At 72.9% G+C, this 23,861-nt stretch carries 24 protein-coding genes and 1 pseudogene; 17 read left to right on the top strand and 8 right to left on the bottom strand.

Translation table 11 applies throughout. The features are described from left to right. The first annotated feature begins 8 nt into the window (after positions 1-8). Positions 9-398 (top strand): VOC family protein, encoded by a 390-nt coding sequence (locus tag ITJ56_RS01185; RefSeq protein ID WP_194626650.1) that lies wholly within the window; start codon positions 9-11, stop codon positions 396-398. Here ITJ56_RS01185 and ITJ56_RS01180 read toward each other — a convergent pair. Continuing rightward, on the bottom strand, positions 382-936 hold the full coding sequence (locus ITJ56_RS01180; protein ID WP_194626648.1) for a YbaK/EbsC family protein: 555 nt from the start codon (positions 934-936) through the stop codon (positions 382-384). The genes ITJ56_RS01185 and ITJ56_RS01180 overlap by 17 nt on opposite strands. A 41-nt stretch (positions 937-977) precedes the next feature. Here ITJ56_RS01180 and ITJ56_RS01175 point away from each other — a divergent pair. The 4 genes and pseudogenes from ITJ56_RS01175 (at position 978) to ITJ56_RS01160 (ending at position 4,676) form a co-directional block, all read left to right on the top strand. Further along, positions 978-1,506 (top strand): annotated as a pseudogene (locus tag ITJ56_RS01175) (CatA-like O-acetyltransferase). Positions 1,507-1,545: 39 nt separating this feature from the next. Continuing rightward, the gene (locus ITJ56_RS01170) at positions 1,546-2,568 is read left to right on the top strand and encodes a Gfo/Idh/MocA family protein (RefSeq protein ID WP_194626646.1); all 1,023 of its coding nucleotides are present in this window, start codon (positions 1,546-1,548) and stop codon (positions 2,566-2,568) included. Then, a complete protein-coding gene (locus tag ITJ56_RS01165) occupies positions 2,565-3,593 on the top strand; it encodes a Gfo/Idh/MocA family protein (protein WP_194626644.1) in 1,029 nt (342 codons plus the stop codon). The genes ITJ56_RS01170 and ITJ56_RS01165 overlap by 4 nt, the downstream gene beginning before the upstream one ends. Before the next feature lie 75 nt (positions 3,594-3,668). Further along, positions 3,669-4,676: a LacI family DNA-binding transcriptional regulator gene (locus ITJ56_RS01160; RefSeq protein WP_194626642.1), complete on the top strand. Its 1,008-nt coding sequence runs from the start codon at positions 3,669-3,671 to the stop codon at positions 4,674-4,676. Between the two features lie 75 nt (positions 4,677-4,751). On the opposite strand, the gene ITJ56_RS01155 is transcribed toward ITJ56_RS01160, so the two are convergent. Together ITJ56_RS01155 and ITJ56_RS01150 are read right to left on the bottom strand one after the other, a co-directional pair. Further along, a complete protein-coding gene (locus ITJ56_RS01155) occupies positions 4,752-5,573 on the bottom strand; it encodes an esterase/lipase family protein (protein WP_228516899.1) in 822 nt (273 codons plus the stop codon). Further along, the gene (locus tag ITJ56_RS01150; protein WP_194626634.1) at positions 5,570-6,343 is read right to left on the bottom strand and encodes an alpha/beta fold hydrolase; all 774 of its coding nucleotides are present in this window, start codon (positions 6,341-6,343) and stop codon (positions 5,570-5,572) included. Before ITJ56_RS01150 ends, ITJ56_RS01155 begins: the two co-directional genes overlap by 4 nt. A gap of 82 nt (positions 6,344-6,425) precedes the next feature. Here ITJ56_RS01150 and ITJ56_RS01145 point away from each other — a divergent pair, with 82 nt between their 5' ends. Together ITJ56_RS01145 and ITJ56_RS01140 are read left to right on the top strand one after the other, a co-directional pair. Further along, entirely contained in the window at positions 6,426-6,953 is a 528-nt protein-coding gene (locus ITJ56_RS01145; protein ID WP_194626625.1) for a hypothetical protein, read from the top strand. A 91-nt stretch (positions 6,954-7,044) separates the two neighbouring features. Beyond that, positions 7,045-8,343, top strand: a complete 1,299-nt coding sequence (locus ITJ56_RS01140) for an NAD(P)/FAD-dependent oxidoreductase (RefSeq protein ID WP_194626623.1) — start codon at positions 7,045-7,047, stop codon at positions 8,341-8,343. 147 nt (positions 8,344-8,490) lie between these two features. Here the strand turns inward: ITJ56_RS01140 and ITJ56_RS01135 are convergent, their stop codons facing one another. Beyond that, complete coding sequence (locus ITJ56_RS01135; protein WP_194626621.1) at positions 8,491-9,396, bottom strand: SDR family oxidoreductase; 906 nt, start codon at positions 9,394-9,396, stop codon at positions 8,491-8,493. A gap of 95 nt (positions 9,397-9,491) precedes the next feature. Here ITJ56_RS01135 and ITJ56_RS01130 point away from each other — a divergent pair, with 95 nt between their 5' ends. Beyond that, a complete protein-coding gene (locus ITJ56_RS01130) occupies positions 9,492-10,064 on the top strand; it encodes a TetR/AcrR family transcriptional regulator (RefSeq protein ID WP_194626619.1) in 573 nt (190 codons plus the stop codon). Positions 10,065-10,213: 149 nt separating this feature from the next. On the opposite strand, the gene ITJ56_RS01125 is transcribed toward ITJ56_RS01130, so the two are convergent. Together ITJ56_RS01125 and ITJ56_RS01120 are read right to left on the bottom strand one after the other, a co-directional pair. Continuing rightward, positions 10,214-11,152 (bottom strand): DUF2382 domain-containing protein, encoded by a 939-nt coding sequence (locus ITJ56_RS01125; protein ID WP_194626617.1) that lies wholly within the window; start codon positions 11,150-11,152, stop codon positions 10,214-10,216. 44 nt (positions 11,153-11,196) lie between these two features. Next, a complete protein-coding gene (locus ITJ56_RS01120; protein ID WP_194626615.1) occupies positions 11,197-11,898 on the bottom strand; it encodes a hypothetical protein in 702 nt (233 codons plus the stop codon). A 128-nt stretch (positions 11,899-12,026) separates the two neighbouring features. On the opposite strand from ITJ56_RS01120, the gene ITJ56_RS01115 reads away from it, so the two are divergent. Next, positions 12,027-13,238, top strand: coding sequence for an FAD-dependent oxidoreductase (locus ITJ56_RS01115; protein ID WP_194626613.1), 1,212 nt, complete (start codon positions 12,027-12,029; stop codon positions 13,236-13,238). 26 nt (positions 13,239-13,264) lie between these two features. Here the strand turns inward: ITJ56_RS01115 and ITJ56_RS01110 are convergent, their stop codons facing one another. Together ITJ56_RS01110 and ITJ56_RS01105 are read right to left on the bottom strand one after the other, a co-directional pair. Continuing rightward, on the bottom strand, positions 13,265-14,134 hold the full coding sequence (locus ITJ56_RS01110; protein WP_194626611.1) for a UbiA family prenyltransferase: 870 nt from the start codon (positions 14,132-14,134) through the stop codon (positions 13,265-13,267). 33 nt (positions 14,135-14,167) lie between these two features. Next, on the bottom strand, positions 14,168-15,073 hold the full coding sequence (locus tag ITJ56_RS01105; RefSeq protein WP_194626609.1) for a DMT family transporter: 906 nt from the start codon (positions 15,071-15,073) through the stop codon (positions 14,168-14,170). Positions 15,074-15,144: 71 nt separating this feature from the next. On the opposite strand from ITJ56_RS01105, the gene ITJ56_RS01100 reads away from it, so the two are divergent. The 8 genes from ITJ56_RS01100 to ITJ56_RS01065 all read left to right on the top strand — a co-directional run bounded on the left by ITJ56_RS01100 (position 15,145) and on the right by ITJ56_RS01065 (position 23,613). After that, entirely contained in the window at positions 15,145-15,993 is an 849-nt protein-coding gene (locus tag ITJ56_RS01100) for a LysR family transcriptional regulator (RefSeq protein WP_194626607.1), read from the top strand. 45 nt (positions 15,994-16,038) lie between these two features. Then, a complete protein-coding gene (locus tag ITJ56_RS01095; protein ID WP_194626604.1) occupies positions 16,039-16,851 on the top strand; it encodes a fructosamine kinase family protein in 813 nt (270 codons plus the stop codon). A gap of 200 nt (positions 16,852-17,051) precedes the next feature. Further along, positions 17,052-19,229, top strand: a complete 2,178-nt coding sequence (locus ITJ56_RS01090) for an ArnT family glycosyltransferase (protein WP_228516895.1) — start codon at positions 17,052-17,054, stop codon at positions 19,227-19,229. A gap of 35 nt (positions 19,230-19,264) precedes the next feature. Next, positions 19,265-19,987, top strand: coding sequence for a response regulator transcription factor (locus ITJ56_RS01085; protein ID WP_323749683.1), 723 nt, complete (start codon positions 19,265-19,267; stop codon positions 19,985-19,987). After that, complete coding sequence (locus ITJ56_RS18800) at positions 19,984-21,603, top strand: sensor histidine kinase (protein ID WP_194626600.1); 1,620 nt, start codon at positions 19,984-19,986, stop codon at positions 21,601-21,603. Before ITJ56_RS01085 ends, ITJ56_RS18800 begins: the two co-directional genes overlap by 4 nt. Then, positions 21,600-21,869, top strand: a complete 270-nt coding sequence (locus ITJ56_RS01075) for a hypothetical protein (RefSeq protein ID WP_071406090.1) — start codon at positions 21,600-21,602, stop codon at positions 21,867-21,869. The genes ITJ56_RS18800 and ITJ56_RS01075 overlap by 4 nt, the downstream gene beginning before the upstream one ends. Before the next feature lie 48 nt (positions 21,870-21,917). Then, the gene (locus tag ITJ56_RS01070) at positions 21,918-22,058 is read left to right on the top strand and encodes a hypothetical protein (protein ID WP_228516893.1); all 141 of its coding nucleotides are present in this window, start codon (positions 21,918-21,920) and stop codon (positions 22,056-22,058) included. 262 nt (positions 22,059-22,320) lie between these two features. Beyond that, positions 22,321-23,613 (top strand): bifunctional glycosyltransferase family 2/GtrA family protein, encoded by a 1,293-nt coding sequence (locus ITJ56_RS01065; RefSeq protein WP_194626596.1) that lies wholly within the window; start codon positions 22,321-22,323, stop codon positions 23,611-23,613. The last annotated feature ends 248 nt before the right edge of the window (positions 23,614-23,861 follow it).

Here is a 23,861-nt window from a genome sequence, read left to right as displayed (position 1 = left end):
TGTCGTCCATGATCGGCACACTCGACGTCGTCGTCCTGGACTGCCCGGACCCCCGCGCGCTCGCCCGCTTCTACGCGGAACTGCTCGGCGGCGAGATCGTCGACGGCGACGGCGACGGCGACGGCGAGGAAGACGACTGGACGGAGATCGCCCTGCCGTTCACCGACCGTCGGCCCATCCTGGCGTTCCAGCGGGTCGCGGACTACCGCGCACCGGATTGGCCAGGGCAGGCGGTCCCGCAGCAGAGCCACCTCGACGTGAAGGTCGACGACCTCGACGACGGCGAGGCAGCGGTGCTCGCGATCGGTGCGACCAGCACGGGCTCGGGAACGGACACGTTCCGCGTCTACCTGGACCCGGCCGGCCACCCGTTCTGCCTCGTCACGCCGTCGGACTGACCGCCTCGGTCGCCAGTCCCTCGACGACCGTCACGTTCGGCAGCGCGGTGAGGGCTGCACCGGGCAGGAAGAGCTTCGCGGCGCGACGTCCGGCGCCGATGACGACCTCGGGCGCTTCGAGCACGCGGGCGTCGATGTAGATCGGCCACGACGACGGCAGCCCGATCGGTGTGATGCCGCCGTACTCCATCCCGGTCAGCTCGACCGCCTGGTCCATCGGGGCGAAGCTCGCCTTGCGGACGTCGAGCAGCTGCTTCACGACGCGGTTGACGTCGAGCTTCGTCGACGCCAGGACGACGCAGGCGGCGTAGCGGACCTCGTCGCCGCGCTTGCCCGCGACGACGATGCAGTTCGCCCCGCCTGCCAGCGGGTACCCGTAGGCCTCGGAGAACGTGGCGGTGTCGGCCAGGTCGGCGTCGATCGGTGCACCCTCGATCTTCGTGAGCACGGCGCTCGGCAGTGCCACGAGGGCTTCGGCGACGGGGATGGCGAGGAATCCGGTGGCGACCAGGGCGGGAACACGTTCGAGCGTCGGCATGCCTCCACCGTAGGGAAGCGATCCCGCACGAGGGTGGAGCCATGACCGAACTCCGGGCGATCGACGTCGACCAGTGGCCCCGCCGGGAGCACTTCGAGCACTACCGGCGCCGGGTGCCGTGCGCGTACGAGGTGACCGTCGAGCTCGGCGTCACCGCATTCGTCGAGCGCGTCCGAGCGACCGGCCGCCGGACCTACCCGTCGCAGCTCTGGGCCATCGCGACGGTGGTGAACCGGCACGCCGAGTTCCGGATGCAGCTGCTCGAGGACGGCTCCCCCGCCGTGTGGGACCAAGTCCACCCGATGTTCACCGCAGGACGACCGCCCCAGCAACGTGTTCGACGTCTCGACCCTGCCGGGAGCATCGTTCACCGGCTTCTCGTTGCAGGTGCGGGACGGCTGGGACCACCTGCTGCCGATCATCACGCTCGGGCGGTACCGGAGCACGGGTGACCGGACGCTGCTGCCGCTGGCCCTGCACGTCAACCACGCCGCTGCCGACGGCTTCCACACCACCCGGCTGCTGCGTGAGCTCGAGCAACTGTTCACCGGCCCTGACTGGCTCGGCTGACCCCGCCCGTGGTCCCCCGGCATCTCCTACGCTGACCCCATGACGTCGCAGTCGAAGCCCCTCGCCCGGAAACGCATCGGTCTCGTCGGCGCGGGCGGCATCTCCGTCGCGCACCTGCCCGGACTGCTCCGCCTGGGTGACGTGGTGGTGCACGCTCGGGAGGGCGCGCACGAACTCGTCGCAGCCTTCGCCGACACCGCCCGCGCCGAGGGCAGCACCATCACCGTCGTCGACACCCTCGACGAGCTGCTCAGCAGGGTGGACCTGGTGGACGTCGTCGTGCCGACCCCGGTGCACGCCGAGGTCGTCCGCGCCGCGATCGCGGCCGGCAAGGACGTCGTCTCCGAGAAGCCCCTCGCCCGGTCCGACGCGGACGCGGCAGACCTGGTGACCCGCGCGGCGGACGCGGGCGTACAGCTGTACCCGGCCCACGTGGTGCGCTGGTTCCCCGCGTACGTGCGCCTGCACGAAGCCGCGACCACGGGCCTCCTGGGCGACCTGGCGGTGCTGCGGTTCTCACGGTCCGGCGCCTTCCCCACCCGCGTCCCCTGGTTCGGCGACCGCGCACTGTCGGGCGGGATCGTGATGGACCAGATGATCCACGACATCGACATCGCACGCTGGGTGGCGGGCGGGGTGACCCGGGTGTCGGCCGTGAGCGTCCGAGCGGGCACCGAGACCGAGCCGGTCGAGGCGGCGCACGTCCTGCTCACGCACGAATCCGGGGCGATCAGCCACGTCGCGGGCCTGTGGGGGCCGCAGCACCTCGCGTTCTCCACCGAGTACTCGGTGACGGGGACGCTCGGCAGCCTGTCGCACTCCTCGCTCGCCGAGGAGGACACCCGCAGCGACCTCGCCGCACCGACGGCGGTGGACGGGTTCCTGCCGCCGGTGGACCCCGCCGACGACCCCTACGCGCTCGAACTCGCGGACTTCGTCGCGGCGTTCGACGGCGGCCCACCGCCCCGGGTCACCGCGGCCGACGGCGCCGCAGCGGTCCGGATCGCCAACGCCGCGATCGCATCGATCGAGTCCGGCCAGCCGGTGGAGCTGCAGCGATGACGCTCCGGGTCGGGGTGCTCTCGTTCGCCCACACGCACGCCATCGGCTACCTCGGCGCCCTCGCGGCGATGCCCGACGTCGAGGTCCGGGGCACGGACCCCGGCGGGGTGTCGACCGGCACGACGCTCGGCGAACTCCGCGGCGCGGACCTGGCGGCGGCACTCGACGTCGGGTACGCGGACTCGGTCGACGAGCTGTTCGCGTGGCGACCGGACGCCGTGGTCGTGACGAGTGAGAACGCCCGGCACCGCGAGTTCGTGGAGCTGTCCGCGGCCGCGGGTGTGCACGTGCTCTGCGAGAAGCCGCTCGCCACGACGTGGGAGGACGGCCTCGCCATCCGTGATGCGGTGCGGCGAGCCGGTGTGCTGCTCATGATGGCGTTCCCGGTGCGGTTCGCCTCGGCGTTCGACCGGTTGCGTGCAGCCCGCGACTCGGGGGCGCTCGGCACGGTCTTCTCGGTGCGCGGCGCGAACAACGGGATGCTGCCGCTGACCCGGGACTGGTTCACCGATCCCGCACTGAGCGGCGGCGGGGCACTCGTCGATCACGTCGTACACGTCGCTGACCTGGTCGACGGACTGACCGGTGCCGTGCCCGTGACGGTGACCGCCGTCGCGAACCGGGTCCTGCACGCCGACCGGGCTCGGGCCGAGACCGCCGGGCTGGTCACGGTGACGTACGACGACGGCATGGTCACCGCGATCGACTGCTCCTGGAGCCGGCCGGACACGTCGCCGACCTGGGGCGGGCTGACGCTCGACGTCGCCGCGACGGGTGGCACGGTGTCGGTCGACTTCTTCGGGGCAGCCGCTCGTGGCCTCGACGCCGTCGGGGGCCGGCCGATCGAACTGCGGTACGGCCCGGACCACGACCTGCCGATGCTCCGCACCTTCCTGGCTGCCGTGCGGTCCGGTGTCCAGCCGCAACCGGACGTCGGGGTCGGGCTGCGGACAATGTCCGTCGTGCTCGCCGCGCAGGAGTCCGTGGGGACCGGCAGGACGGTTCCGGTGCACGCGGCGGTGTGACGCGGCGACCCTGCCCGGCGCGCCCGCAACCGGGTCCGACGCTCGCTGTTCCCTGCCCGCGCTACGCTCGACCCGATGCGCGCGACCGTGCGGGACGTGGCTGCCCTCGCCGGGGTGTCGCCGAAGACCGTCTCCAACGTCATCAACGGCGGCGTCGTCGTGCGCCCGGAGACCCGTGAACGCGTCGAACAGGCCGTCGCCGAACTCGACTACGTCCCGAACCTCTCCGCCCGTGGCCTGCGCAACGGCCGGTCCGGCGCGATCGCCCTGACCCTGCCGGAGATGGGCAGCGCCTACTCGGCCGAACTCGCGCAGTCGTTCGTGGAGCTCGCCCGCGAACGCGGCTGGGTGGTGCAGCTCGACCAGACCGGCAGCGACCCGGCCCGCGAGCGCGAACTGGTGTCCCGGGCCCGGGCGCACCTGGTGGACGGGCTGATCCTCAACCCGGTGTCGCTCAGCGCCAGCGTCCTGGCCTCGACCGAGGGGCTGCCACCGACGGTCGTCATCGGCGAGGTCGAGCCCGAGCACGTCGACCAGGTGCACGTCGACAGCCGAGCGGCAGGCGAGCAGGTCACGGCCCACCTGATCGCCCGCGGACACCGGCGGATCGCGATCGTCGGTGCGTCCCTCGACGGCGCTGCGACGGCGACGAGCGAGCTGCGGGAACGCGGCCACACCGCCGGGCTCGCTGCGGCCGGCATCACGCCCGACCCGACCTTGCGCGTGCCGCTGCCGTCGTGGACCACGAGTTCGGCGGCGACGACCTTCGCCGCGTGGCTCGACGAGCACCCCCTGCCCGACGCGGTGTTCGCGTTCACCGACTCGATCGCGTTCGGCGTACTGCACGTGCTCGCCGCCCGGGGCGTCCGGGTGCCCGAGCAGGTGAGCGTCATCGGCTTCGACGACGTCGATGCGGCCGCGTACGCGATCCCCTCGCTCAGCACCGTTTCGTTCGACCGCCGGGCCTTCGCGACGGCGGCGCTCGACCTGCTCACCCGGCGGATCGCCGACCGCGACGCACCACCCGAGACCGTCGTGGTCCCGCACCGCATCGTCGAGCGCGCGAGCGTCGCCGACCGCTGACCGCTGACGGCTGTGCTCGGCCGGGACCTCGCGCTGGGCGAGACCTCTCGGCGTCGCCAGCCCGTGATCCGTCGCTCAGCGCGAAACACCGCCGGACCCCCCGCCAGCGCCCCCCGCGCCGCCGCGCGGGTCCGCCGCCGCGAGCACCGCTGACCGCGTCCGCGCGTCACCGAGGATCCGGAAGTGCCCGCCGACCGGCAGCTGCACGTTCGTCGCGCCGGTGAGCTCGCTGCCCTCCGGGATGAGCGTGTCGAACACCCCGTACACCGACGTGATCCGCCCGTTCGCGTCGAGCTCCCGTGCGAGCTCGGCGATCACCGGATCCGCGGCGCGGAACGCCCGCAGGTGCGGCACCGGCGCCAGCCGCGCGTAGACCGAACCCGCGAACGGCGTCGACACCGCCACCATCCGGTCGATCCGCTCGTGGTCGTCGAGCCGGGTCATCGCGTACTTCCCGATGAGCCCACCCTTGCTGTGTGCCAACACGAGCACCCGTCGCAGGTCCCGTTCCGCGAGGTACGCCATCACGTCCCGTGCTGACGCCGGCACGGGACGCAGGTTGTGCCGCAGGACCGGCAGCACGTGCACCGGGTGCCCGCGGTCGTGCAGCGGGTCCATCAGCGGCCGCATGAAGTGCCAGGTCTCGTAGACGCCGGGGACCACCACGACGGGCTGACCGTCGCCGGTCCGGTAGTCGTCGGCGGTCGTCGGGCCGAGGCTGCGCACCTGCCAGCGTGCCGCGTAGCCCCAGTCGAGTGCGGCCCACCACGCGCGTCGCGCCAGCGGGACCCGGTCGGGAGGCGCGGCTCGCGCCGTGCGCGCCGCGGACGTCCCCGACGTGGCCGGGCCCGACCGCGACGTCGCGGGCCCCGACCCCGATGTCGTCGGCTCCGTCATCGCGGGCCCTCGACCGGCTGCGTCCGCTCGAAATCGGCGACGAGCCGGGCGAAGGCGGCCGGCTGACGCTCCTGCACGTGGTGCGGCCCCGCCAGCTCGACGAACGCACCGATCGGCGCGGCGCTCGCGAGCCGCTCCGCCCAGTCGTGCCGGGCGATGGGGTCCTGGGCCCCGCGGACGACGAGCACCGGCTGCGTGACCTCGGCGATCGTGTCCTCCGTCCGGTAGTGGAGCATCGGGCGGAGCTCGCGGGTGTACTGCCGCATGCTCCGCAGGTAGTCGGTGACGAGCACGGCGTTCATGCGGACGCGCTCGACGAACCCGTCGCGGGCGAGGTCGAACGCCTGCAGGGCGAGGGACCGCCGCTCCGCCACGACCACCGGTCCGACGAGGACGATCGACCGCACCGCGTCAGGGTGCCGACGGGCAGCCTCGACCACGACCTGCGCACCCATGGACTGCCCGATGAGCACGAGGTCGTCGTGGCCGCGCGACCGGACGGCCCGGACGACGAGGTCGCCGAGTTCCTCGATCGACAGTCGTCGTCCGGCGGCACGGAGCCACCCGAACCCGGGCAGGTCGACGCTGATCGTGGAGTGGGTCTCGGCGAGGGCACGCTGGGACCGGGCGAAGGACCGGTGGGACATCCCGATGCCGTGCACGAAGACCACGATCGGCGCGGGGTCGTCGGGCACCCGGCCCGCCGGCGCCATGGCGTACAGGCGGACGGGCAACCCCTCGATCAGGACGGTCTCCACCTCGGCGCGCACGATCCGAGGCTACGCGGCGGTTCGCAGCACCGGGTCAGCCTCGTCATCGGCTGCCCATAGCCGAGCGGTGTGCACTCCTGGCATGAGCGACACCACTCCCACGAACGGTCACGAGCCGGACGGTTCCCCCCGGACTCCCCACGCAGCGTCGTCGGCCGGCTGGGGTTCAGCCCCGACGCCGACCTCCACGGCGACCCTCGAGACCCCCGCACCCGACCACAGCACCCCGTCGGGCCCGTCCGCCCAGCAGCAGCCGTACCGCGCAGACACCGGCGCCTGGAACCCCGGCGCCCCGAACGGCGCCACCCCCTGGTACGGCGCCGCGGCCCCGACGAACCGGAGGAACAACGCGCCGAAGCCGCCGTGGTTCTGGCCGATCCTGGCGGCCATCGTCGGACTCGCGGCACTCCTCATCGGCGGGGGGATCGGCTTCGCCATCGGACACGAGATCGGCGGCGACCAGTCGCAGTCCACGACGCAGGTGCCCGGCACGAACGGCGGCACGAACCAGTTCCCGGGCAACGGCACCGGGCAGGCACCCGGGTACGGCTCCGGCAGCAGCGACGGCAGTGGCAGCACGGACGGCAGCGACAGCGGCACCGGGAGCTGATCTGCCCGCGGGCGGGGCCGTCATTCGACACGGGAAACCGCGCGTACCCTCGATGGTGACCATCCGCCAGCCGAGGAACACCGGAGCAAGCATGACCCAGGACACCCGCCCGCACGTCGTCATCGTCGGCGGTGGATTCGCCGGGGTCGCCGCCATGCGCGAACTCGCCGACGCTCCGGTGCGGGTCACCCTGGTCGACCGCCACGTCTACAACATGTTCCAGCCGCTCATGTACCAGGTGGCGACGGGCGGCCTGAACGCCGGCGACGTGACCTACTTCCTGCGTTCGCTCCGCGCCCGACAGTCGAACGCGGAGTTCCGGCACGGCCTGCTCACCGGCATCCGCACCGACGAGCGCATCGCCGAGATGTCCGACGGCGAGCACCTGCACTACGACTACCTGATCCTCGCCAACGGCGTGAACACGAGCTACTTCGGCACCCCGGGCGCCTACGAGTACGCGTACTCGATGTACTCCCGCTCGCAGGCCCTCCGGATCCGGGACGAGCTGTTCACCCGCCTCGAAGAAGCGGCGGCGAACCAGGGTCCCGACGAGATCCGCATCGTGATCGTCGGCGGCGGTGCGACCGGCGTCGAGATGGCCGGCGCCCTCGCGGAACTCCGCGACCAGGCGCTCGTCGGCGCCTACCCGGAGATCGAGCGCGGCAACATCTCGATCACCCTGGTGCACCGGAGCGGTGAGCTCCTCAAGCCCTTCGCACCGCGCCTGCGTCGCTACGCCGCCAAGGTCCTGCGGAAGCGCGGCGTCGTGCTCCGGCTCGACACCGGCGTCTCCGAGGTCAAGCGCGACGGCGTCATGACCGCCGAGGGCGAGTTCATCCCGGCCTCCCAGGTCATCTGGGCGACCGGTGTGTCCGCGCACAAGGAGGTCGCCGGCTGGGGCCTCCCGCAGACCCACGGCGGCCGCATCCAGGTGAACGACGACCTCAGCGTGAAGGGCGCGGAGCGGATCTTCTCCGCCGGCGACATCGCCGCGCAGGACGACGCCCTCGCCCAGCTCGCACAGCCGGCGCTGCAGGGTGGTCGACACTCGGCGCGGCAGATCGTGCGCCTGCTCGAGGGCAAGGCCACCGAGCGCTTCAAGTACTTCGACAAGGGCACGATGGCGACGATCGGCACGAACGCCGCGGTCGCTCAGCTGCGGGGTGGGATCACGATGGTCGGCCCGATCGCGTGGCTCGCGTGGGTGTTCGTGCACATCACGAGCCTGCTCGGCGCCGGCAACCGGATGTCGACCCTGACGCACTTCTTCGTCCGGTACGTGTGGTTCATGCGGAAGCGCTCGATCCCGATCGTCGGCGACGTGCGCCCTGTGCGCCCGAACGGCGACCGGGAGCCCGACCCCTGGCAGCTGCAGAAGGCGGAGTAGCCGCCGGGAGCGCTCACGCGGTCGCTTCTGCGGTGGGCACGGGGTGTGACGGCCGGGAGGCCCGTGGCGGCGCCGTCACGGGCCTCCCGGCCGGTGTGTGGTGCGCGGTGTGGCGCCGCCGCGTTCCCGGCCGCCGCGTCCGCGCCCCTACGGGACCCGGACGTCGGAGTACGCGCCGGCGGCGATGTCCTCGAGCAGGCCGGGGCCGGTGGGCTCCCAGCCGAGCAGCTCTCGTGTGGCCTCGGACGTGGCGGACATCTCCATGCCGAAGAACGACGCCATGAACCCGAAGTGCGCGGGTGCGTCGGCGGGGTCGACCGAGGTGACGGGCAGCCCGAGTCCCTCGCCGATGGCCTCGGCGATCGCCCGTGTGGAGATGCCCGTCTCCGCCACGGCGTGCATCCGGGTGCCCGCCGGTGCCTGTTCGAGCCCGAGCCGCACGAGCCGGGCGGCGTCGGTGACGTGCACGGCCGCCCAGCGGTTCGTGCCCTCGCCGATGTACGCCGAGACCCCGTGCTGCCGGGCGGCGTCGACGATGTACGCGACGAACCCGTGGTCACCCGTGCCGTGGGTGGTCGGGCTGAACCGTGCGGCGACGGCGCGGACGCCCTGCTCGACGAAGTCGAAGCCGCGGTTCTCGCCGCCGCCGCGCGGAGCGTCCGGACCGACGAACGGGTTGGGATCGGCCTCCGTGGCCGGACGACCGGACGCCAGGCCGGCGACCCCGGCGGCGAACACGAACGGACGGTCGCTGCCGGCCAGCGCAGCGCCGATCGTCTCGATCGACGCACGCTCGGCCGCGTCGGAGACCGCCGGGTTCGCGAAGTCGTGCTTGTTGGCGAGGTGCAGGACGCCCTCGGCCTCGGCGGCACCTCGGCGGATGGCGTCGAGGTCGTCGAGGTCGCCGCGGAGGACGCCGGCGCCCTTCACCTCGAGCGCTGCGGCCGAGGCATCGGAGCGGGCGAGCCCGGTGACGGTGTGTCCGGCGGCGAGCAGGTCGTCGACGGTGTGGGAGCCGATCCAGCCGGAGGCCCCGGTGACGAACACGTGCATGTGCGTTCCCTTCGCTGTGCCCACGACGCTGATGTCATGAACTGACGTCACGGTAGCACTCGATGTCAGCGGCTGTCATCAGTAGACTGCTGACCATGGCTCGTTGGCAACCCGGCACCCGCGGACGACTGCAGGCGGTCGCCCTGCAGCTCTTCGCCGAGCAGGGCTACGACAGGACGACGGTCGCCGAGATCGCCGGCGCGGCCGAGGTCACCGAGCGCACCTTCTTCCGCCACTTCGCCGACAAGCCCGAGGTGCTCTTCGCGGGGCAGGACGGGTTCCTCGGCATGTTCATCGACCCGATCAGCACCGCACCCGACGGCACCCCGCCGTTCGACCTGATCCGCCGCGCGCTCGACGCCAGTGCCGCGTTCTTCCCCGAGGAGCGTCGGGTGTGGTCGCGCGCGCGACAGGAGATCATCGACGCGAACGCGGCCCTCGGCGAGCGGGAGCTCGGCAAACTCGCCACATTGAAGGCCAGCCTCGGCGAGGTCCTGCGCGACCGAGGTGTCGCCGAACCGGTGGCGACGATGGCCGCCGAGACGGCAGTGACCGTGTTCCACCTGTCCTTCGCACAGTGGATCGCCGCGGACGAGGACCGGCCCTTCGCCGCCATCGCCCACGAACGGGTGGACGCCCTGACGAACCTGGTGCAGTCCGCTCGTTGAGCCACGTGCCCAGCGCCGGCGGCGCTGCGCTGGGTGGTCGCGCAGCGTGCCGCGTCGCAACCGACCGAGACGCGGTCACCGCGACCACACGACGGACGGGAGGCGCGGTGCCCGCCCGCACCGCGCCTCCCGTCCCGCTGGGACCCGCGTCAGGGGCGCGTGGAGCCGTCCTGGTCCAGGTCGATCTCCTCGTGGGAGACGTCCTCGGACACCTGCTGCTGCTCCGTCACGGTCTCCTTGCCGACCCGGACGCGCTCGACCGGCACGGTCTCCTTGTCGACCACGACGCGTTCCTCGTTCAGGGTCACCTCGTGCTGTTCCTCGGACAGTGCCGGTCCGTCGAGCGCCGCACCGGCGTTCGCGTCGGTGATCGGTTCGGTCTCGACCCGGAGCTCCTCGTGCTGCACCGGGATCGTGACGTTCTGCTGCTCGGTGACGACGTGCTTGCGCAGCCGGACACGGCCGGCCGGGACCTGCTCGGTGCCGACGGCGAGGCGCTCCTCGGAACGGGTCATCGCGTCGTCGGTGTCCGGACCCGAGGTGTCGTGCCCTGCGGAGCGGGTCGTGTCGTGCCCTGCGGAGCGGGTCGTGTCCTGGCCGGCCGACGCGGACGTGTCCTGCCCGGCAGCGCCCGACGAGGCGGACGTGTCCTGCCCGGCAGCACCAGCAGTCAGGTCGGGGTCCGTACCGGTCGTCGCATCGGTCGTGTCGGAGTCGGCGTCGGCGTCGGCGTCGGTGCCGATCTGCTGCCCGGTCTGCTGCCCCGCCTGCTGGCCGCCGCCGATCCCGTAGTGGTCGAAGACGCGGTCCTGTTCCTCGTCGCTGAGCTCGCCGTCACCCTCGACCCGCGGTGCGTCCTTGATCTGGTCCTTGCCGTAGGCCACGCGGAGCTCGTCACCGCTGAGGTCGGCCCCCTCCAGCGGTACGAAGGACTCGGAGCGCCCGAAGAGCCCCGTGCTGACGCTCGCGAAGAGCGGGTGGCCGTCGTGCTGGTCGACGTAGACCTGCTTGACGGTGCCGACCTTGGCGCCGTCGGGATCGGTGACCTGGGCGCCGAAGACGCTGTTCAGGTTCGTGGAGTCGATCATCGTGTGTTCCCTTCCGTGCTGTCGTGCTGGTGGGCCGGGCGGCCTCAGCGGCCGAGGCCGACGCGGTCGACCCGGCGGTGGTAGCGCATGCCGAGGATCCCGCCGAGGACGGCCCCGACCAGGCTGATGATCGCGACGACGATCGCCGTCACGATGCCCGTCACGGTGAGGGCGCCCTCGTCGATCGGGATCCGCGGGAAGCTGTTGACGTTGCCGAGCACGTTGAACTGCGACCCCGCGACGGCGGTGACGATGGCCACGACGACCGCGATGACGACCGCCCAGATCCACACGGCGATGCCCTGCTTCGCACCGGCGAACCGGGCCATCCGGCCGGCGACGTACCCGCCGCACAGGTACGCGACGAAGAGGATCACCGCGAGGGCGATCGCTCCGACGATCCCGACCACGTCACCGTTCCGGGTCACGTCCTTCGCTGCGTCGTCGACGTCGCCGCCGTTCTGGCCGAGTCCGACGCCGGCGCCCACCGCGCTGAGGATCGCCGTCAGGATCACGGCCGTGCCCGTCGCGGTGAGCCAGCCAAAGAAGGCCGACCCCCACTTGAAGCCGGAGAACTCCTCCTTCTCGCGCTCGAGCACGGTCTCACGCTGGGTCGCTCCGCGTTCCGCCGGGACGGCACGGGTCGGCCGGCCGTCGCCCTGCGCCGGCCCCGTCCCCGTCCCCGTCCCCGCGTCACTCCGCGCGGCGTCGACGTCGGGTCGAGTGCGGTCGTCGGGTGTGCTCATGGTGAAACCTCCAGGTGCTGATCTGTCCCCTCGCGGGCAGACAACTCCGGTGCACGTGGGAGCCCGGCCAGGCGGAGTGGCCCATCGCTCTCGGCACATCCGGGTGCATCGCTCCGTAGGCTCGCTCCGTGCACTCGGAACGGACGGACGTCCTCGTGGTCGGCGGTGGCCCCGTCGGGGTGTTCCTCGCCGCCCTCCTCGCCACGCGTGGCCTCGACGTCCGGGTGTGGGAACGCCGAGCGGAGCCCCCGGCCGGATCCCGCGCGATCGGGATCCACCCGCCCTCGCTCGACGCGTTCGCCGCTATCGGACTGGACACCCCGGTCCTCGCCGAGGCCGTCCTGGTCCGTGCGGGCGTCGCCCGGAGCCGCGGCCGCACCCTCGGCAGCCTGTCCTTCGACCACGCGTCACCGACGCACCCGTACGTGGCGACACTCGACCAGCACCGCACCGAGGCACTCCTGCGCGCCCGGCTCGACGCCACGGCACCCGCAGCGCTCTGCACCGGGACCACCCTGACCGCGCTGAACCGGCACCCCGACCACGTGGACGCCGCGGGCACCGGCCCGGACGGAGCCGTCGTCACCGTCCGGGCCGCCTTCGTGGTCGGCGCCGACGGCGCGAGGAGCACCGTTCGCGACCTGCTCGGCATCGGCACCACCGGGCGCGACTACCCGGACCGCTACGTGATGGGCGACTTCGCCGATCCGGAGGACCCTTCCGATCGCTCGGCAGCGCTGGTCGACGTCGGTCCGGACGGCGTGGTCGAGTCCTTCCCGCTGCCCGGAGGGCGGCGGCGGTACGTGGCACTCGTGTCGGAGACCAGCACCGGCACCGGCACCGGCACCGGCACCGGCACCGGCACCGGACGGGACGGCAGCCCGGACCCCGCCACCGCGGCTCGCCTGGCGGAGATCGTCACCGCACGCACCGGGATCGAGCCCGACCCGTCGACATGCACGATGACGAGCACCTTCGGGGTCCGACGACGCACCGCGGAGCGCGTGGGCGTCGGACGGGTCGTGCTCGTCGGGGACGCCGCACACGAGATCAGCCCGATCGGCGGCCAGGGCATGAACCTCGGCTGGCTCGACGCGGCCGAGCTCGCACCCCTGCTCGCCGGCGCGGTGCGCACCGGCGTCGCCGGCCCCTGGCCCGGCCACGCCGACCGCCGCCAGGCCGTCGCGCGGCGCGCGGCACGACAGGCCGAGGTGAACATGGCACTCGGCCGTCCGCTCGGCCCGGTCACGGCGGTCGGTCGGGAGGCGCTGCTCAGGACCGTCCTGTCGCTGCCGACCGCACACGGCCTGGCCCGTCTCTACGCGATGCGCTGGGCCTGACGGCTCGCGTCACCTGCTCCGGCTCGTCAGACCACGAGCCGTGCGCCCGCGAACCCGAGCTCGACGACGAGCACGAGCGACGAGGTGATGACGAGCCGGAACAGGGTGCGCGACGCCCGCCCGGCGAGCACCAGCCGGACGCCGACGACCGCCAGCCCCAGCACCACGACGGCACCGACCACCGCGAGGAGGACCCCGCGGCCGCGCACCGGGTCGTCGCCCAGCACCTGCCCACCGAGCACCAGGGCAGCCGCGACGACGAGCGAGCCGAACGCGACGACACCAGCACCACGGAGCCCGAGCCGGTGCGGGAAGCCCCGGACCCCGGTCGCGGCGTCGTCGACCAGGTCGGGCAGGACGTTCGTGCAGTGGATCGCGATCCCGAACACCGCGCCCGTCGCGATCGCCCACCAGGTCGGCCACTGCCCCTCGGGACCGGCGGCGACGGCGACGACGGGGAGCAGGCCGAACGCGACGACGAACGGCGCCACGGACCACACCGTGCGCTTCAACCCGGCGTCGTAGGCCCAACCGGCCGCGACGAGCACCAGGTGCGCGACCGCGGCCACGGGCCCGAGCAACAGCGAGACCACCACGGCGGCCCCGGCTGTCCCGACCGCGGCGGTCCGCACGGTCCCGACCGCGATGAGCCCGCGAGCCACGGGCTTGTCGCTCCGCCCGACGGCACGGTCACGGTCCGCGTCGATCCAGTCGTTCGCCAGGCCGATGGACAGCTGTCCCGCCAGGACCGTCAGCGCCACCGACGCCACGAGCCACACCGGGTGTCCGACCGCCGCCGCGATCACCGCCGCGAGGACCGTGACGGTCACGGTGGGTCCCGGGTGCGACGAGGCGAACAGGAGGCGCACGACGGAGGGCTTCGGACCGGCGGTCATCCGGCCAGGCTACGGATCGTCGGGGCTCGCCGCTCAGGCCGCAGCCGTCGACGGTGTCCTCCGGCGGACGAGCGCCCCGGAGGCCAGGGCGATGCCGAGCAGCACGACGAGACCGCCGACGGGTTCGTTCCACCGCACCCGCTCCCCCAGGACGAGCACGCCGAGCGCCACCCCGACCACCGGCGTCAGGTAGGTGACCGTGGAGGCGCGGCCGGCGCCCCATGCCTGCACGAGCCGTGTGTTCCAGGCGTAGGCCAGCCCCGTGCCGACGCAACCGAGCGCGATCATCGCGGCCACGATCCTCCCGTCCAGCTGCACCGGACCGGTCGCGATGACGGGCGCGACCAGCAGGAGCATCACGGAGGCCAGCGTCAGCTGGACCGTCGCCAGTGTGACGGGGTCGTACGCGCTCGCCACGGCCACCCGCCGCAGGTAGGCGAGCCCGATGCCGTAGGACGCGGTCATGCCGAGCAGCGCGACCTGGCCGGGGACGCTCGCCAGCACGGCGGGGTCCGTCAGGACGTCCCACGGGCCGACGAGCACGAGCACCCCGACGATGCCGAGCACGATGCCGAGCACCTGCCGACCGCGCAGCCGTTCGGAGGGCACGAGCACGGCGAGCGCCGCCAGCGTCATGATCGGTGTCGTGGCGTTGTAGATGCTCGCGAGCCCGGACGGCACGGTCTGCTCCGCCCACGCCATCAGGGACGACGGCACCGCGTTGAGGAACACCGCGACGACTGCCAGGTGCGCCCAGGTCCGCGGTTCACGGGGCCACCGACGACGCGTCGCGACCAGCACGACGACGAGCGTCAGGCCGCCGAGGACGGTCCGCACGGTGGCGACCTGCTGCGGGGCGAGCCCGTCGAGACCGATCTTCGCGAAGAGGAAGCTCGACCCCCAGGTGAGTGCGACGAGGGCGTAGAGGAGGGCGTTCACGTCGCCTAGTGTCGGACCAGCGGAACGCATGCGGCAAACGCATGTGGTTCATGGCCCCATGAGGAGGACGCATGACCGTCTCGGTCCAGCAACTGCGCGCGTTCGTCGCCACCCTCGACGCCGGATCCTTCACCGCGGCCGCCGCGGCACTCGGAGTCGGACAGTCAGCGGTGTCGCACGCCGTCGCCGGGCTCGAACGCGCGGTCGGTGGCCCCGTCGTCCGACGCGGCACGGTCGCGGCAGCCACGCCCCTGGGCGAGCGCCTGCTGGCCCACGCCCGCAGCGTGCTCGCCTCCGTCGACGCCCTGGAGGCCGTGGCCCGGCCCGCCACGGCCCGCGGCACCGTGCGCCTCGCGGCCGTCCCCACCGTCTGCCAGGGCCTGCTGCCGCGGCTCCGCGAGCTGTGGGCGGTGACGCTGCCCGACGTCGACGTGCAGGTCTACGAGGGCGACGACGACGAGATGCCGGAGTGGCTGGAGGCCGGCACCGTCGACGCCGCCGTACTCGTCGACCCGTCGCCGGTGCCGGCCGGTGGTGTCGTCGTCGCCCGGGACGAGATGGCCGCCGTGGTCCGCCGTGACCACCCGCTCGCCGAACTGCCGGCGCTCACCCTGGACGACCTGCACGAGGACGGTCTGGTGGCCGGCGGCGGCGGGTGCGAGTACCAGATCCAGAAGCTGCACGAGCTCGACGGGCGCCCCTTCCGGTACGCCCACAGGGTCCGGGAGATGAGCACGATGTTCGGGATGATCGAGCGGGGCGAGGGTGTCTCGATCGTGCCGACGCTGGGCCGGGTGATGCTCCCGCCGCAGCTCGTCATGGTGCCGATGGCCCGACGGCTCGAGCGGACCCTGGTGCTGAGCGGGCCGTCGTCGCGGGAGTGGCACCCGCTGGCGCGGGCACTGGTCGACGCGGTCTGACGGCGGGCTGAACGGCAGCCGCCGCACGGCCGGCAGGATGGACCGATGGCCGAGACGCACGTGAAGACCTTCACCACCGCGGACGAAGCGGCAGCCGAGGCCGCCGGGCTCGAGTGGCTCGCCGAGGCCGAGGCCACCGGCGGCACGCGCACCGCCCGGGTGCTGGGGCAGCCGAGCCCGACGGTGCTCGACCTCGAGCGGATCTCGGACGGTTCCCCGACCGCTGCACAGGCGGAACGGTTCGGCCGCTCCCTCGCGCACACGCACGCGGCAGGGGCCCGCCACTGGGGAGGACCGCCCGCTGGCTGGTTGCCGGGTGCACCGCTCCGGATGGGCCGCTCACGCACGCCGTTCGTCGACGCCGAGCACGCGCCGGCGACCTGGGGCGAGTTCTTCGCCGAGTACCGGATCCGTGACTTCGTGCGCCGGATCGTCGACGCCGGCGGATTCGACCGTGACGAGGCCGCCGCGTTCGACCGGGTCGCCGAGCGGGTGCAGGACGGCACGCTCGGGTCGCCGCAGCCCGCGCTCGTCGGCGACCGTCCCGCGCGGCTGCACGGCGACCTGTGGGCCGGGAACGTGCTCTGGCCGACGGACTCATCCGAGCCGACCGGGGCCGTGCTCATCGACCCGATCGCGCACGGCGGGCACGCGGAGACCGACCTGGCGCTGCTCGGGCTGTTCGGGCTGCCCCGGCTCGAGACCGTGCTCGCCGGGTACGACCGGGAGTCGCGGCTCGCCGACGGCTGGCAGGAGCGCGTCGACCTCCACCAGCTCGCCCCGCTGCTGCTGCACGTGTTCCTGTTCGGGGGCTCGTACACCGGGGCCGCACTGCGGGCGGCGCAGCGGTACGCCTGACCCTCGCACCGTGCGAGGGGCGTCGCACGAACGGTGCGAGGTTCCGTACTCCGTGCGACCCCGCGTGCCTCGCACCGAGTACGGAACCTCGCACCACGGCAGACCGCCCTCGCACCGTGCGAGGGGCGCACCGAGCGTCCTTAGCGCGCACATAGCCAGCGCAGTGCAGCAGTCGGGGAACGCCCCGGATGCTCATCGACATGACCACGTACCCGGTACCCGTGACCGACCGACGCGACTCCGCGCGCAGTGCCGCGCGGGATCGGCGCCGCCCGCCCCTCGCCCGGCTGTTCCTCGGCGAGCGCGAGGACGCCCGCTGGCTCCGGCCGGCGTTCTGGGCGCTCCTGGCCGTGACCGCCGTGGTGTACCTCTGGGACCTCAGCGTCTCGGGCTACGCCAACAGCTTCTACGCCGCCGCCGTGCAGGCCGGCACGAAGTCGTGGGAGGCGTTCTTCTTCGGCTCCCTCGACTCGTCGAACTTCATCACCGTCGACAAGCCACCGGCCTCGCTGTGGGTGATGGTCTTGTCGGCCCGCCTGTTCGGCTTCTCGAGCTTCAGCCTGCTGCTCCCCCAGGCCCTGATGGCCGTCGGCTCCGTCGCGCTGGTGTGGGGCACGGTGCGTCGCAGCGTGGCCCGGCTCGGCGCCACCACCGCGAACGTCGGCGCCCTGCTCGCGGGGTTCGTCGTCGCCGCGACCCCGGCAGCGGCCCTGATGTTCCGGTTCGACAACCCGGACGCCCTGCTCGTGTTCCTGATGACCGCCGGGGCGTACTGCACCGTGCGGGCCCTGCCGAAGGGCAGCTGGAAGTGGATCGCGCTGGCCGGGGTCGCCCTCGGCTTCGCGTTCCTGACGAAGATGCTGCAGGGGCTGCTCGTCCTGCCGGCGTTCGGCCTCGTGTACCTGTTCGCCGCCCGCACCGGCTGGGGCAGGCGCGTGATCGGTCTGCTCATCGCCGCCGGCTCCCTCGTGGTGGCGGCCGGCTGGTGGGTCGTCGCCGTGTGGCTCTGGCCCGCCGAGTCCCGCCCCTACATCGGCGGCTCGACGAACAACACCGTGCTCGACCTGGTGTTCGGCTACAACGGCCTCGGCCGGATCTTCGGCGGCTCCGGCAACGGCGGAAGCGGAGACGGAGGCGGCATGACCGGCGGGACGGCCGGCGGTTCCTTCGGCGGCTCGACGGGCCTGAACCGCCTGTTCTCGTCCGAGATGGGACTCGAGATCTCCTGGCTCCTGCCCGCGGCACTCATCGCCCTCGTGGTCGGCCTGGTCGTCGTCGGCCGCCGGCACCTGGCCGACCCCGCCCGCGCCGGACTGGTCCTGTGGGGCGGCTGGCTGCTGGTCACCGGTCTGGTGTTCTCGTACATGTCCGGCACGATCCACCCGTACTACACGGTCGCCCTCGCCCCGGCGATCGCCGGACTCGTCGGCACCGGAGGCGCCCTGCTCTGGCACGCACGCCACCGGTTCGTCGGCCGCCTCGGCCTCGCCGCGATGATCGGCGTCACGGCGTTCTGGGGCTGGTGCCTGCTGAACGAGAACCCGACCTGGCTGCCCTGGCTGCGCTGGGTGATGCTCGCCGGCGGCTTGCTCTCCGCAGCACTGATCGTCATCGGCAGTGTGCCGTCGCTGCGCAGGCTCGTCACGATCGGCGTCCTCGCCGGCACCCTGTTCGGGCTGTCCGGCACCACCGCTTACGCCCTCGCCACGACGACCGTCGCGCACTCCGGCTCGATCCCGAGCGTCGGTCCGGCGGGCAGCGGCTCCGGTGGGATGGGCGGTGGCACCGGTGGCTTCCCGGGAGGCACGGGCGGCCCGGGTGGATCGGCCTCCGCTCCTGACGACGGCAGCTCCGACAGCTCGTCGGACTCCCAGCAGGGACCCGGCGGGACCCCGCCGGAGGGTGCCTCCGGCGAGGCGCCCGAGATGCCGGACGGCACGTCCGGCACGGCACCGGGCAGTGGTCAGGACGGCACGGACGACGCGACCTCCGAGGGCGAGTCGGGGACGGGCCTCCAGGCCGGGGGCGGCGGCGAGGGCACGACGACCTCGTCCGCCCTGCAGAAGCTGCTGGAGGCGTCCGACGCGAAGTGGGCGGCCGCGATCAACGGGTCCCAGTCGGCCGCGCAGCTCGAGCTCGACACCGACACCGCCGTGATGGCGATCGGCGGCTGGTCGAGCGACCCGGCACCGACGCTCGCGCAGTTCAAGGCACACGTCGCCGACGGTGACATCGGGTACTACGTGTCGTCCGGCTCCGGCGGCGGGATGGGTGGCGGCTCGTCGACCGCGTCGGCGATCCAGGAGTGGGTCGCGGCGAACTACGAGTCCACGACCGTCGGCGGGCAGACCGTCTACGACCTGAGCAACGCGAAGTGACCGATGACGAGGGCGCGGTGGATAGGCTCCCGGACATGACCGGCCAACCGCTGCAGCGCACCGACGGTTCCCCCGTCCGCGCCCTCGTCGTCGACGACGAGCACGCCCTGGCCGACGCTGTCGCCCTGGCGTTCGAGGGCGACGGCTGGGCCGTGCGGTCCGTCCACCGCGGACGCGACGTGCTGTTCGCGGCTCGGGAGTTCCAGCCCGACGTCATCGTGCTCGACGTGATGCTCCCGGACATCGACGGGTTCGAGGTGCTCGAGCGGCTCCGCGACTCCCGCGACGACGTCCGCGTGCTGTTCCTCACCGCCCGCGACGGACCCGAGGACCGGCTCGCCGGACTCACGGGCGGCGGCGACGACTACCTGACGAAGCCCTTCGGCATCGACGAGCTGCTCGTCCGGGCGCGGATCCTGGCGCGGACATCGGCCCGGGTCGCCGCGGTGGGGACCAGCGCCGAGGTGGTGGTGGGGGACCTCCGGCTCGACGAGGACGCCCGCGCCGTGAGCCGTGGCGGCGAGGCGATCGAGCTCACCCCGACCGAGTACGAACTGCTGCGACACCTGGCCCGGAACGCGAACCGGGTGCTCTCGAGGGAGCAGCTGCTGGCCAACGTGTGGGGGATGGACTTCGGGTCGTCGTCGAACCTGGTGGACATGTACGTGTCGTACCTGCGGAAGAAGCTCGACGCCGGACGCGAGCCGATGCTGCAGACCGTCCGTGGGGCCGGTTACGTGCTGCGACCGACGACGTGAGCCGACCGGTGCAGCCGCGCCGCGCCTCCCGGCCGTCACGCGTGCCGTCGCTGCGCTGGCGGATCGTGGCGGCCGTGGCGCTGCTGCTCGTCGCGATGAACGTGGTGGTGGGGGCGGTCACCGTCGTCGCGTTCCGGGGGTACCTGGTCGACCGGCTCGACGCGGAGCTGTCGACGGCGGCGGACCGGACCGTCGGCGGTCTGGACGGTGCTGATGCGCCACCCGGTCCGCCGCCCGGCGAGTCGTCGTCGCCCGGGGACCGTCCCGACCCGGACAACGTGTTCATCGGCGCGCCGGGGCAGTCCGCCGGCACCGTCGTGGCGATCGTCGGCGACGGTGCCGTGGTGCTGGGCGGCTACACCGACAGCGAGGGCGAGCAGCACGGCCTGACCGACGCGCAGGAGCGGACGCTCGCCGCAGTGCGCAGCGGCGCCGCCCCGGCGACCGTCGAACTCGGCACGCTCGGCACCTACCGGGTGCAGGCGGTCGGGGACGACGGCGACGTGTTCGTCACCGCGCTCCCCCTCGGCGACCTGAACGCCGCCATCGCCCGGCTGCTGCTCGTCATCGGGGTACTGACCGTGCTCGGCCTCGCCGTCGCGGCCTGGGCGCTCGCCCTGCTCGTCCGCCGTTCGCTCCGGCCGCTCGAACGGGTCGCCTCGGTGGCTTCCGACGTGACCGCGCTCGACCTGGAACGCGGCGATCCGGACATCCCCGGGCGCGTCTCCGACGCCGACCTGACCGCGAACCGCGAGGTGGCGCAGGTCGGCACCGCGCTGAACCGCCTGCTCGGCCACGTCGCCCGAGCACTCACGGTCCGCCGCGACGCCGAGGCCGGCATGCGGACCTTCGTCGCCGACGCCTCGCACGAACTGCGGACGCCGATCGCGACCGTCCGGGCGTACGCCGAGCTGAGCGCGGGGTCGTCCGACCTGGACGCGATCCACCGCAACGTCGACCGGATCGGACGCGAGGCCGTGCGGATGGGCGACCTGGTCGAGGAACTGCTGCTGCTCGCACGGCTCGACGCCTCGGCCCTGGCATCGGGGGCGCCGGCGTCGCAGGTCGTCCGCGAGCCGGTCGACCTGACGTCGCTCGTGGTCGAGGCAACCATGGACGCTCGCGCGACTGCCCCGGACCACCGGTGGACGCTGCAGATCGTGGACGACCAGCCGCTGCTCGTGGCCGGCGACGAGGTGCAGCTCCGACGGGTGATCACGAACCTGTTGACCAACGCCCGGACGCACACGCCGCCCGGGACGGCCGTCGTGGTGTCGTTGCAGTCGTTGCAGTCGGTGCCCGGGTCGGGAGGTGCCGTCGTCCGCTTCGTCGTGGCGAACGACGGGCCGCCGATCCCCGCCGAGTCCCTGCCGACCCTGTTCGACCGGTTCACCCGGGGTGAGGCCTCGCGCTCACGGGAGCACGGCTCGAGCGGCCTCGGGCTCGCGATCGTGCGGGCCGTGGTCGTGGCGCACGGCGGCAGGGTGCGAGTCGCGTCCGAGCCGGCCCGGACCGCGTTCACCGTGGACCTTCCTGCCTCGGCCGAGGGCGCGGGCGCGGGCGCGGACGCCGGGTCGCATACTGGTCGGAGAACGCCGGACGAGGAGGCACGGTGACGAACGCGTACGACAAGCTCCCGGGCCGCCCGGACCCCGCCGACCTGGTGGTCGAGGTCCCGGCGTTCGAGGACGACCGCCCCCAGCCAGAGCCCGCACCGCCCGCCGCGGCGCCGGAGCTCGTGGCCGCGACCGAGTTCGCGCGCTCCTCGCACGCACCGCCCACGATCCGCCGGACCCAGATGCGGGCGGGCGCGTGGATCGCGGGCGTCCCGATCGCGGCGCTCGTGGTCGTCGCGATCGTGCAGATCCTGCTGCCCCGCTGACCGAGAACTCCACTGAGATGGAGAGTGGTACGCCGTGGGGGCGCGGTGGTGACGACAGCGGCGAGCGGGTACCGAGAGGTCCTCGTCGAGCCGCTCCTGGCCCTACCGGACGCAGTGGGGTGGGCGTGGGCGAAGGGCGGCGACTGGCGACGTCGTTGCCCGACGGAGCTCACCGTGATCGACGCCTGAAACGCGCAGAACCCGAGCGCCCAACCGTCCGGATGGGTCTCGGGCCCACTTCTCGAAGCTCAACGCAACGAGCACGAGCACGATCACGATCACGATCACGATCACGATCACGATCACGATCACGCTACCACCGTGCCATGTCACACGCCAGGACCGGCAGACGACGGCACGGTGACCGGGCGCCGTCCGGATCGTCACGTGGCGTTCGTTCTTACCCGGGCCACAGCGCCCTGCCTCGGCCCCCGTAGCCCCGCTGCCGAGCATGAGCGGCATGACGGAGACGAACCAACCCCTCGACATCGACATCGTCGTCCCCTGCTACAACGAGCAGGACACGCTCGCCGCCCACGTCCGGCGGTTGCACGCGTTCTGCCGGACGTCGCTGCACCACTCCTGGCGCATCACGATCGCCGACAACGCCTCGACCGACGACACCGCCCGCATCGCCGACGACCTCGCCGCGATGCTCCCCGGCGTGCACGCGGTGCACCTGCCCGAGAAGGGACGGGGCCGTGCGCTCAAGGCCGTGTGGGCGGCATCACCGGCGACCGTGCTCGTCTACGTGGACGAGGACCTTTCCACCGACCTCGCCGCGCTCGAGCCGCTCGTGGCGCCGCTGCTCTCCGGGCACTCGGACCTGGCCATCGGCACCCGGCTGGCCGACTCGTCGCGCGTGGTGCGGGGCAGCAGGCGGGAGTTCATCTCACGCTCGTACAACCTGCTGCTCCGGACCACGATGGGGGTGTCGTTCTCCGACGCGCAGTGCGGGTTCAAGGCCGTCACGAAGCTCGCCGCCGATCACCTGCTGCCCCTGTGCGAGGACGACGCGTGGTTCTTCGACACCGAGCTGCTCGTGCTGGCCGAACACGCGGGGCTGCGCATCCACGAGGTCCCCGTCGACTGGGTCGACGACGTCAACTCGTCCGTGCACATCGCGTCCACCGCCACCGAGGACCTGAAGGGCATGTGGCGGGTGTCGCGGAACATCGCCACCGGCCGGGTGCCGGTCGCCGCCGTGTACGAGACGATCGGCCGGCAGCCGTTCACTCCACCGAGCGTCGGATTCCTCGGCCAGGTCCTGCGCTTCGGCGCGATCGGCGTCCTGTCGACCCTGGCGTTCGCCGCCCTGTACGCCCTGTTCCGGCCGGCGATCGGCGCCCAGACGGCAGACTTCCTCGCGCTGCTGGTCACCGCGATCGGCAACACCGCGCTGAACCGACGGTTCACGTTCGGGGTGCGGGGCCGCGCGGGAGCGGGTCGGCACCACGTGCAGGGGCTGGTCGTGTTCGGCATCGCCTGGGCGATCACGTCGGGGTCGCTGGTGGTGTTGCACGCGTCGGTACCGGGAGCCTCGCACGGTGCGGAGATCGCGGTGCTGACCGCGGCCAACCTGGTGGCGACCGGGGTGCGGTTCGTGCTGTTCAAGACGTGGGTGTTCCGCGGTCGCCGACGCCCGGAGCTCATCCTCCCCGGCACCACCCCGGCTGCCGACGCCAGCACGGCGGTCACCGAACCGATCACGACGCCCGAGCGCACCGGCGACCGCGCCGCCTGACACCGCGCCGGGTCCGTCCCACGGGCGGGCGTGGCAGGCGCGAGCAGCGCGGCTCAGGCGTGCCGCGTCACCCATCCGGTGCGAGGTCGTCCACTCCGTGCGGCGCTGCGACCTCGCACCGAGTGCTCACCCTCGCACCACCCGGAGAACGCCGCACGGTGCGCCGCGGCGCCCGTGTTGCATGGTCGGTATACCAAGCCGTAGCATCGCCCTACCGCACCACAACCCCACAGGGCCCGACTGCCACC

The sequence above is a fragment of the Curtobacterium sp. VKM Ac-1376 genome (assembly GCF_015351025.1).
GTDB lineage: Bacteria > Actinomycetota > Actinomycetes > Actinomycetales > Microbacteriaceae > Curtobacterium.
This window is presented reverse-complemented; position numbering and strand designations above follow the sequence as displayed.

Coding starts and splice junctions, on each gene's coding strand:
- ITJ56_RS01185 (WP_194626650.1), top strand. CDS start 9: ATGATCGGCACACTCGACGTCGTCGTCCTGGACTGCCCGGACCCCCGC.
- ITJ56_RS01180 (WP_194626648.1), bottom strand. CDS start 936: ATGCCGACGCTCGAACGTGTTCCCGCCCTGGTCGCCACCGGATTCCTC.
- ITJ56_RS01170 (WP_194626646.1), top strand. CDS start 1,546: ATGACGTCGCAGTCGAAGCCCCTCGCCCGGAAACGCATCGGTCTCGTC.
- ITJ56_RS01165 (WP_194626644.1), top strand. CDS start 2,565: ATGACGCTCCGGGTCGGGGTGCTCTCGTTCGCCCACACGCACGCCATC.
- ITJ56_RS01160 (WP_194626642.1), top strand. CDS start 3,669: ATGCGCGCGACCGTGCGGGACGTGGCTGCCCTCGCCGGGGTGTCGCCG.
- ITJ56_RS01155 (WP_228516899.1), bottom strand. CDS start 5,573: ATGACGGAGCCGACGACATCGGGGTCGGGGCCCGCGACGTCGCGGTCG.
- ITJ56_RS01145 (WP_194626625.1), top strand. CDS start 6,426: ATGAGCGACACCACTCCCACGAACGGTCACGAGCCGGACGGTTCCCCC.
- ITJ56_RS01140 (WP_194626623.1), top strand. CDS start 7,045: ATGACCCAGGACACCCGCCCGCACGTCGTCATCGTCGGCGGTGGATTC.
- ITJ56_RS01135 (WP_194626621.1), bottom strand. CDS start 9,396: ATGCACGTGTTCGTCACCGGGGCCTCCGGCTGGATCGGCTCCCACACC.
- ITJ56_RS01130 (WP_194626619.1), top strand. CDS start 9,492: ATGGCTCGTTGGCAACCCGGCACCCGCGGACGACTGCAGGCGGTCGCC.
- ITJ56_RS01125 (WP_194626617.1), bottom strand. CDS start 11,152: ATGATCGACTCCACGAACCTGAACAGCGTCTTCGGCGCCCAGGTCACC.
- ITJ56_RS01120 (WP_194626615.1), bottom strand. CDS start 11,898: ATGAGCACACCCGACGACCGCACTCGACCCGACGTCGACGCCGCGCGG.
- ITJ56_RS01110 (WP_194626611.1), bottom strand. CDS start 14,134: ATGACCGCCGGTCCGAAGCCCTCCGTCGTGCGCCTCCTGTTCGCCTCG.
- ITJ56_RS01100 (WP_194626607.1), top strand. CDS start 15,145: ATGACCGTCTCGGTCCAGCAACTGCGCGCGTTCGTCGCCACCCTCGAC.
- ITJ56_RS01095 (WP_194626604.1), top strand. CDS start 16,039: ATGGCCGAGACGCACGTGAAGACCTTCACCACCGCGGACGAAGCGGCA.
- ITJ56_RS01090 (WP_228516895.1), top strand. CDS start 17,052: ATGACCACGTACCCGGTACCCGTGACCGACCGACGCGACTCCGCGCGC.
- ITJ56_RS01085 (WP_323749683.1), top strand. CDS start 19,265: ATGACCGGCCAACCGCTGCAGCGCACCGACGGTTCCCCCGTCCGCGCC.
- ITJ56_RS01065 (WP_194626596.1), top strand. CDS start 22,321: ATGAGCGGCATGACGGAGACGAACCAACCCCTCGACATCGACATCGTC.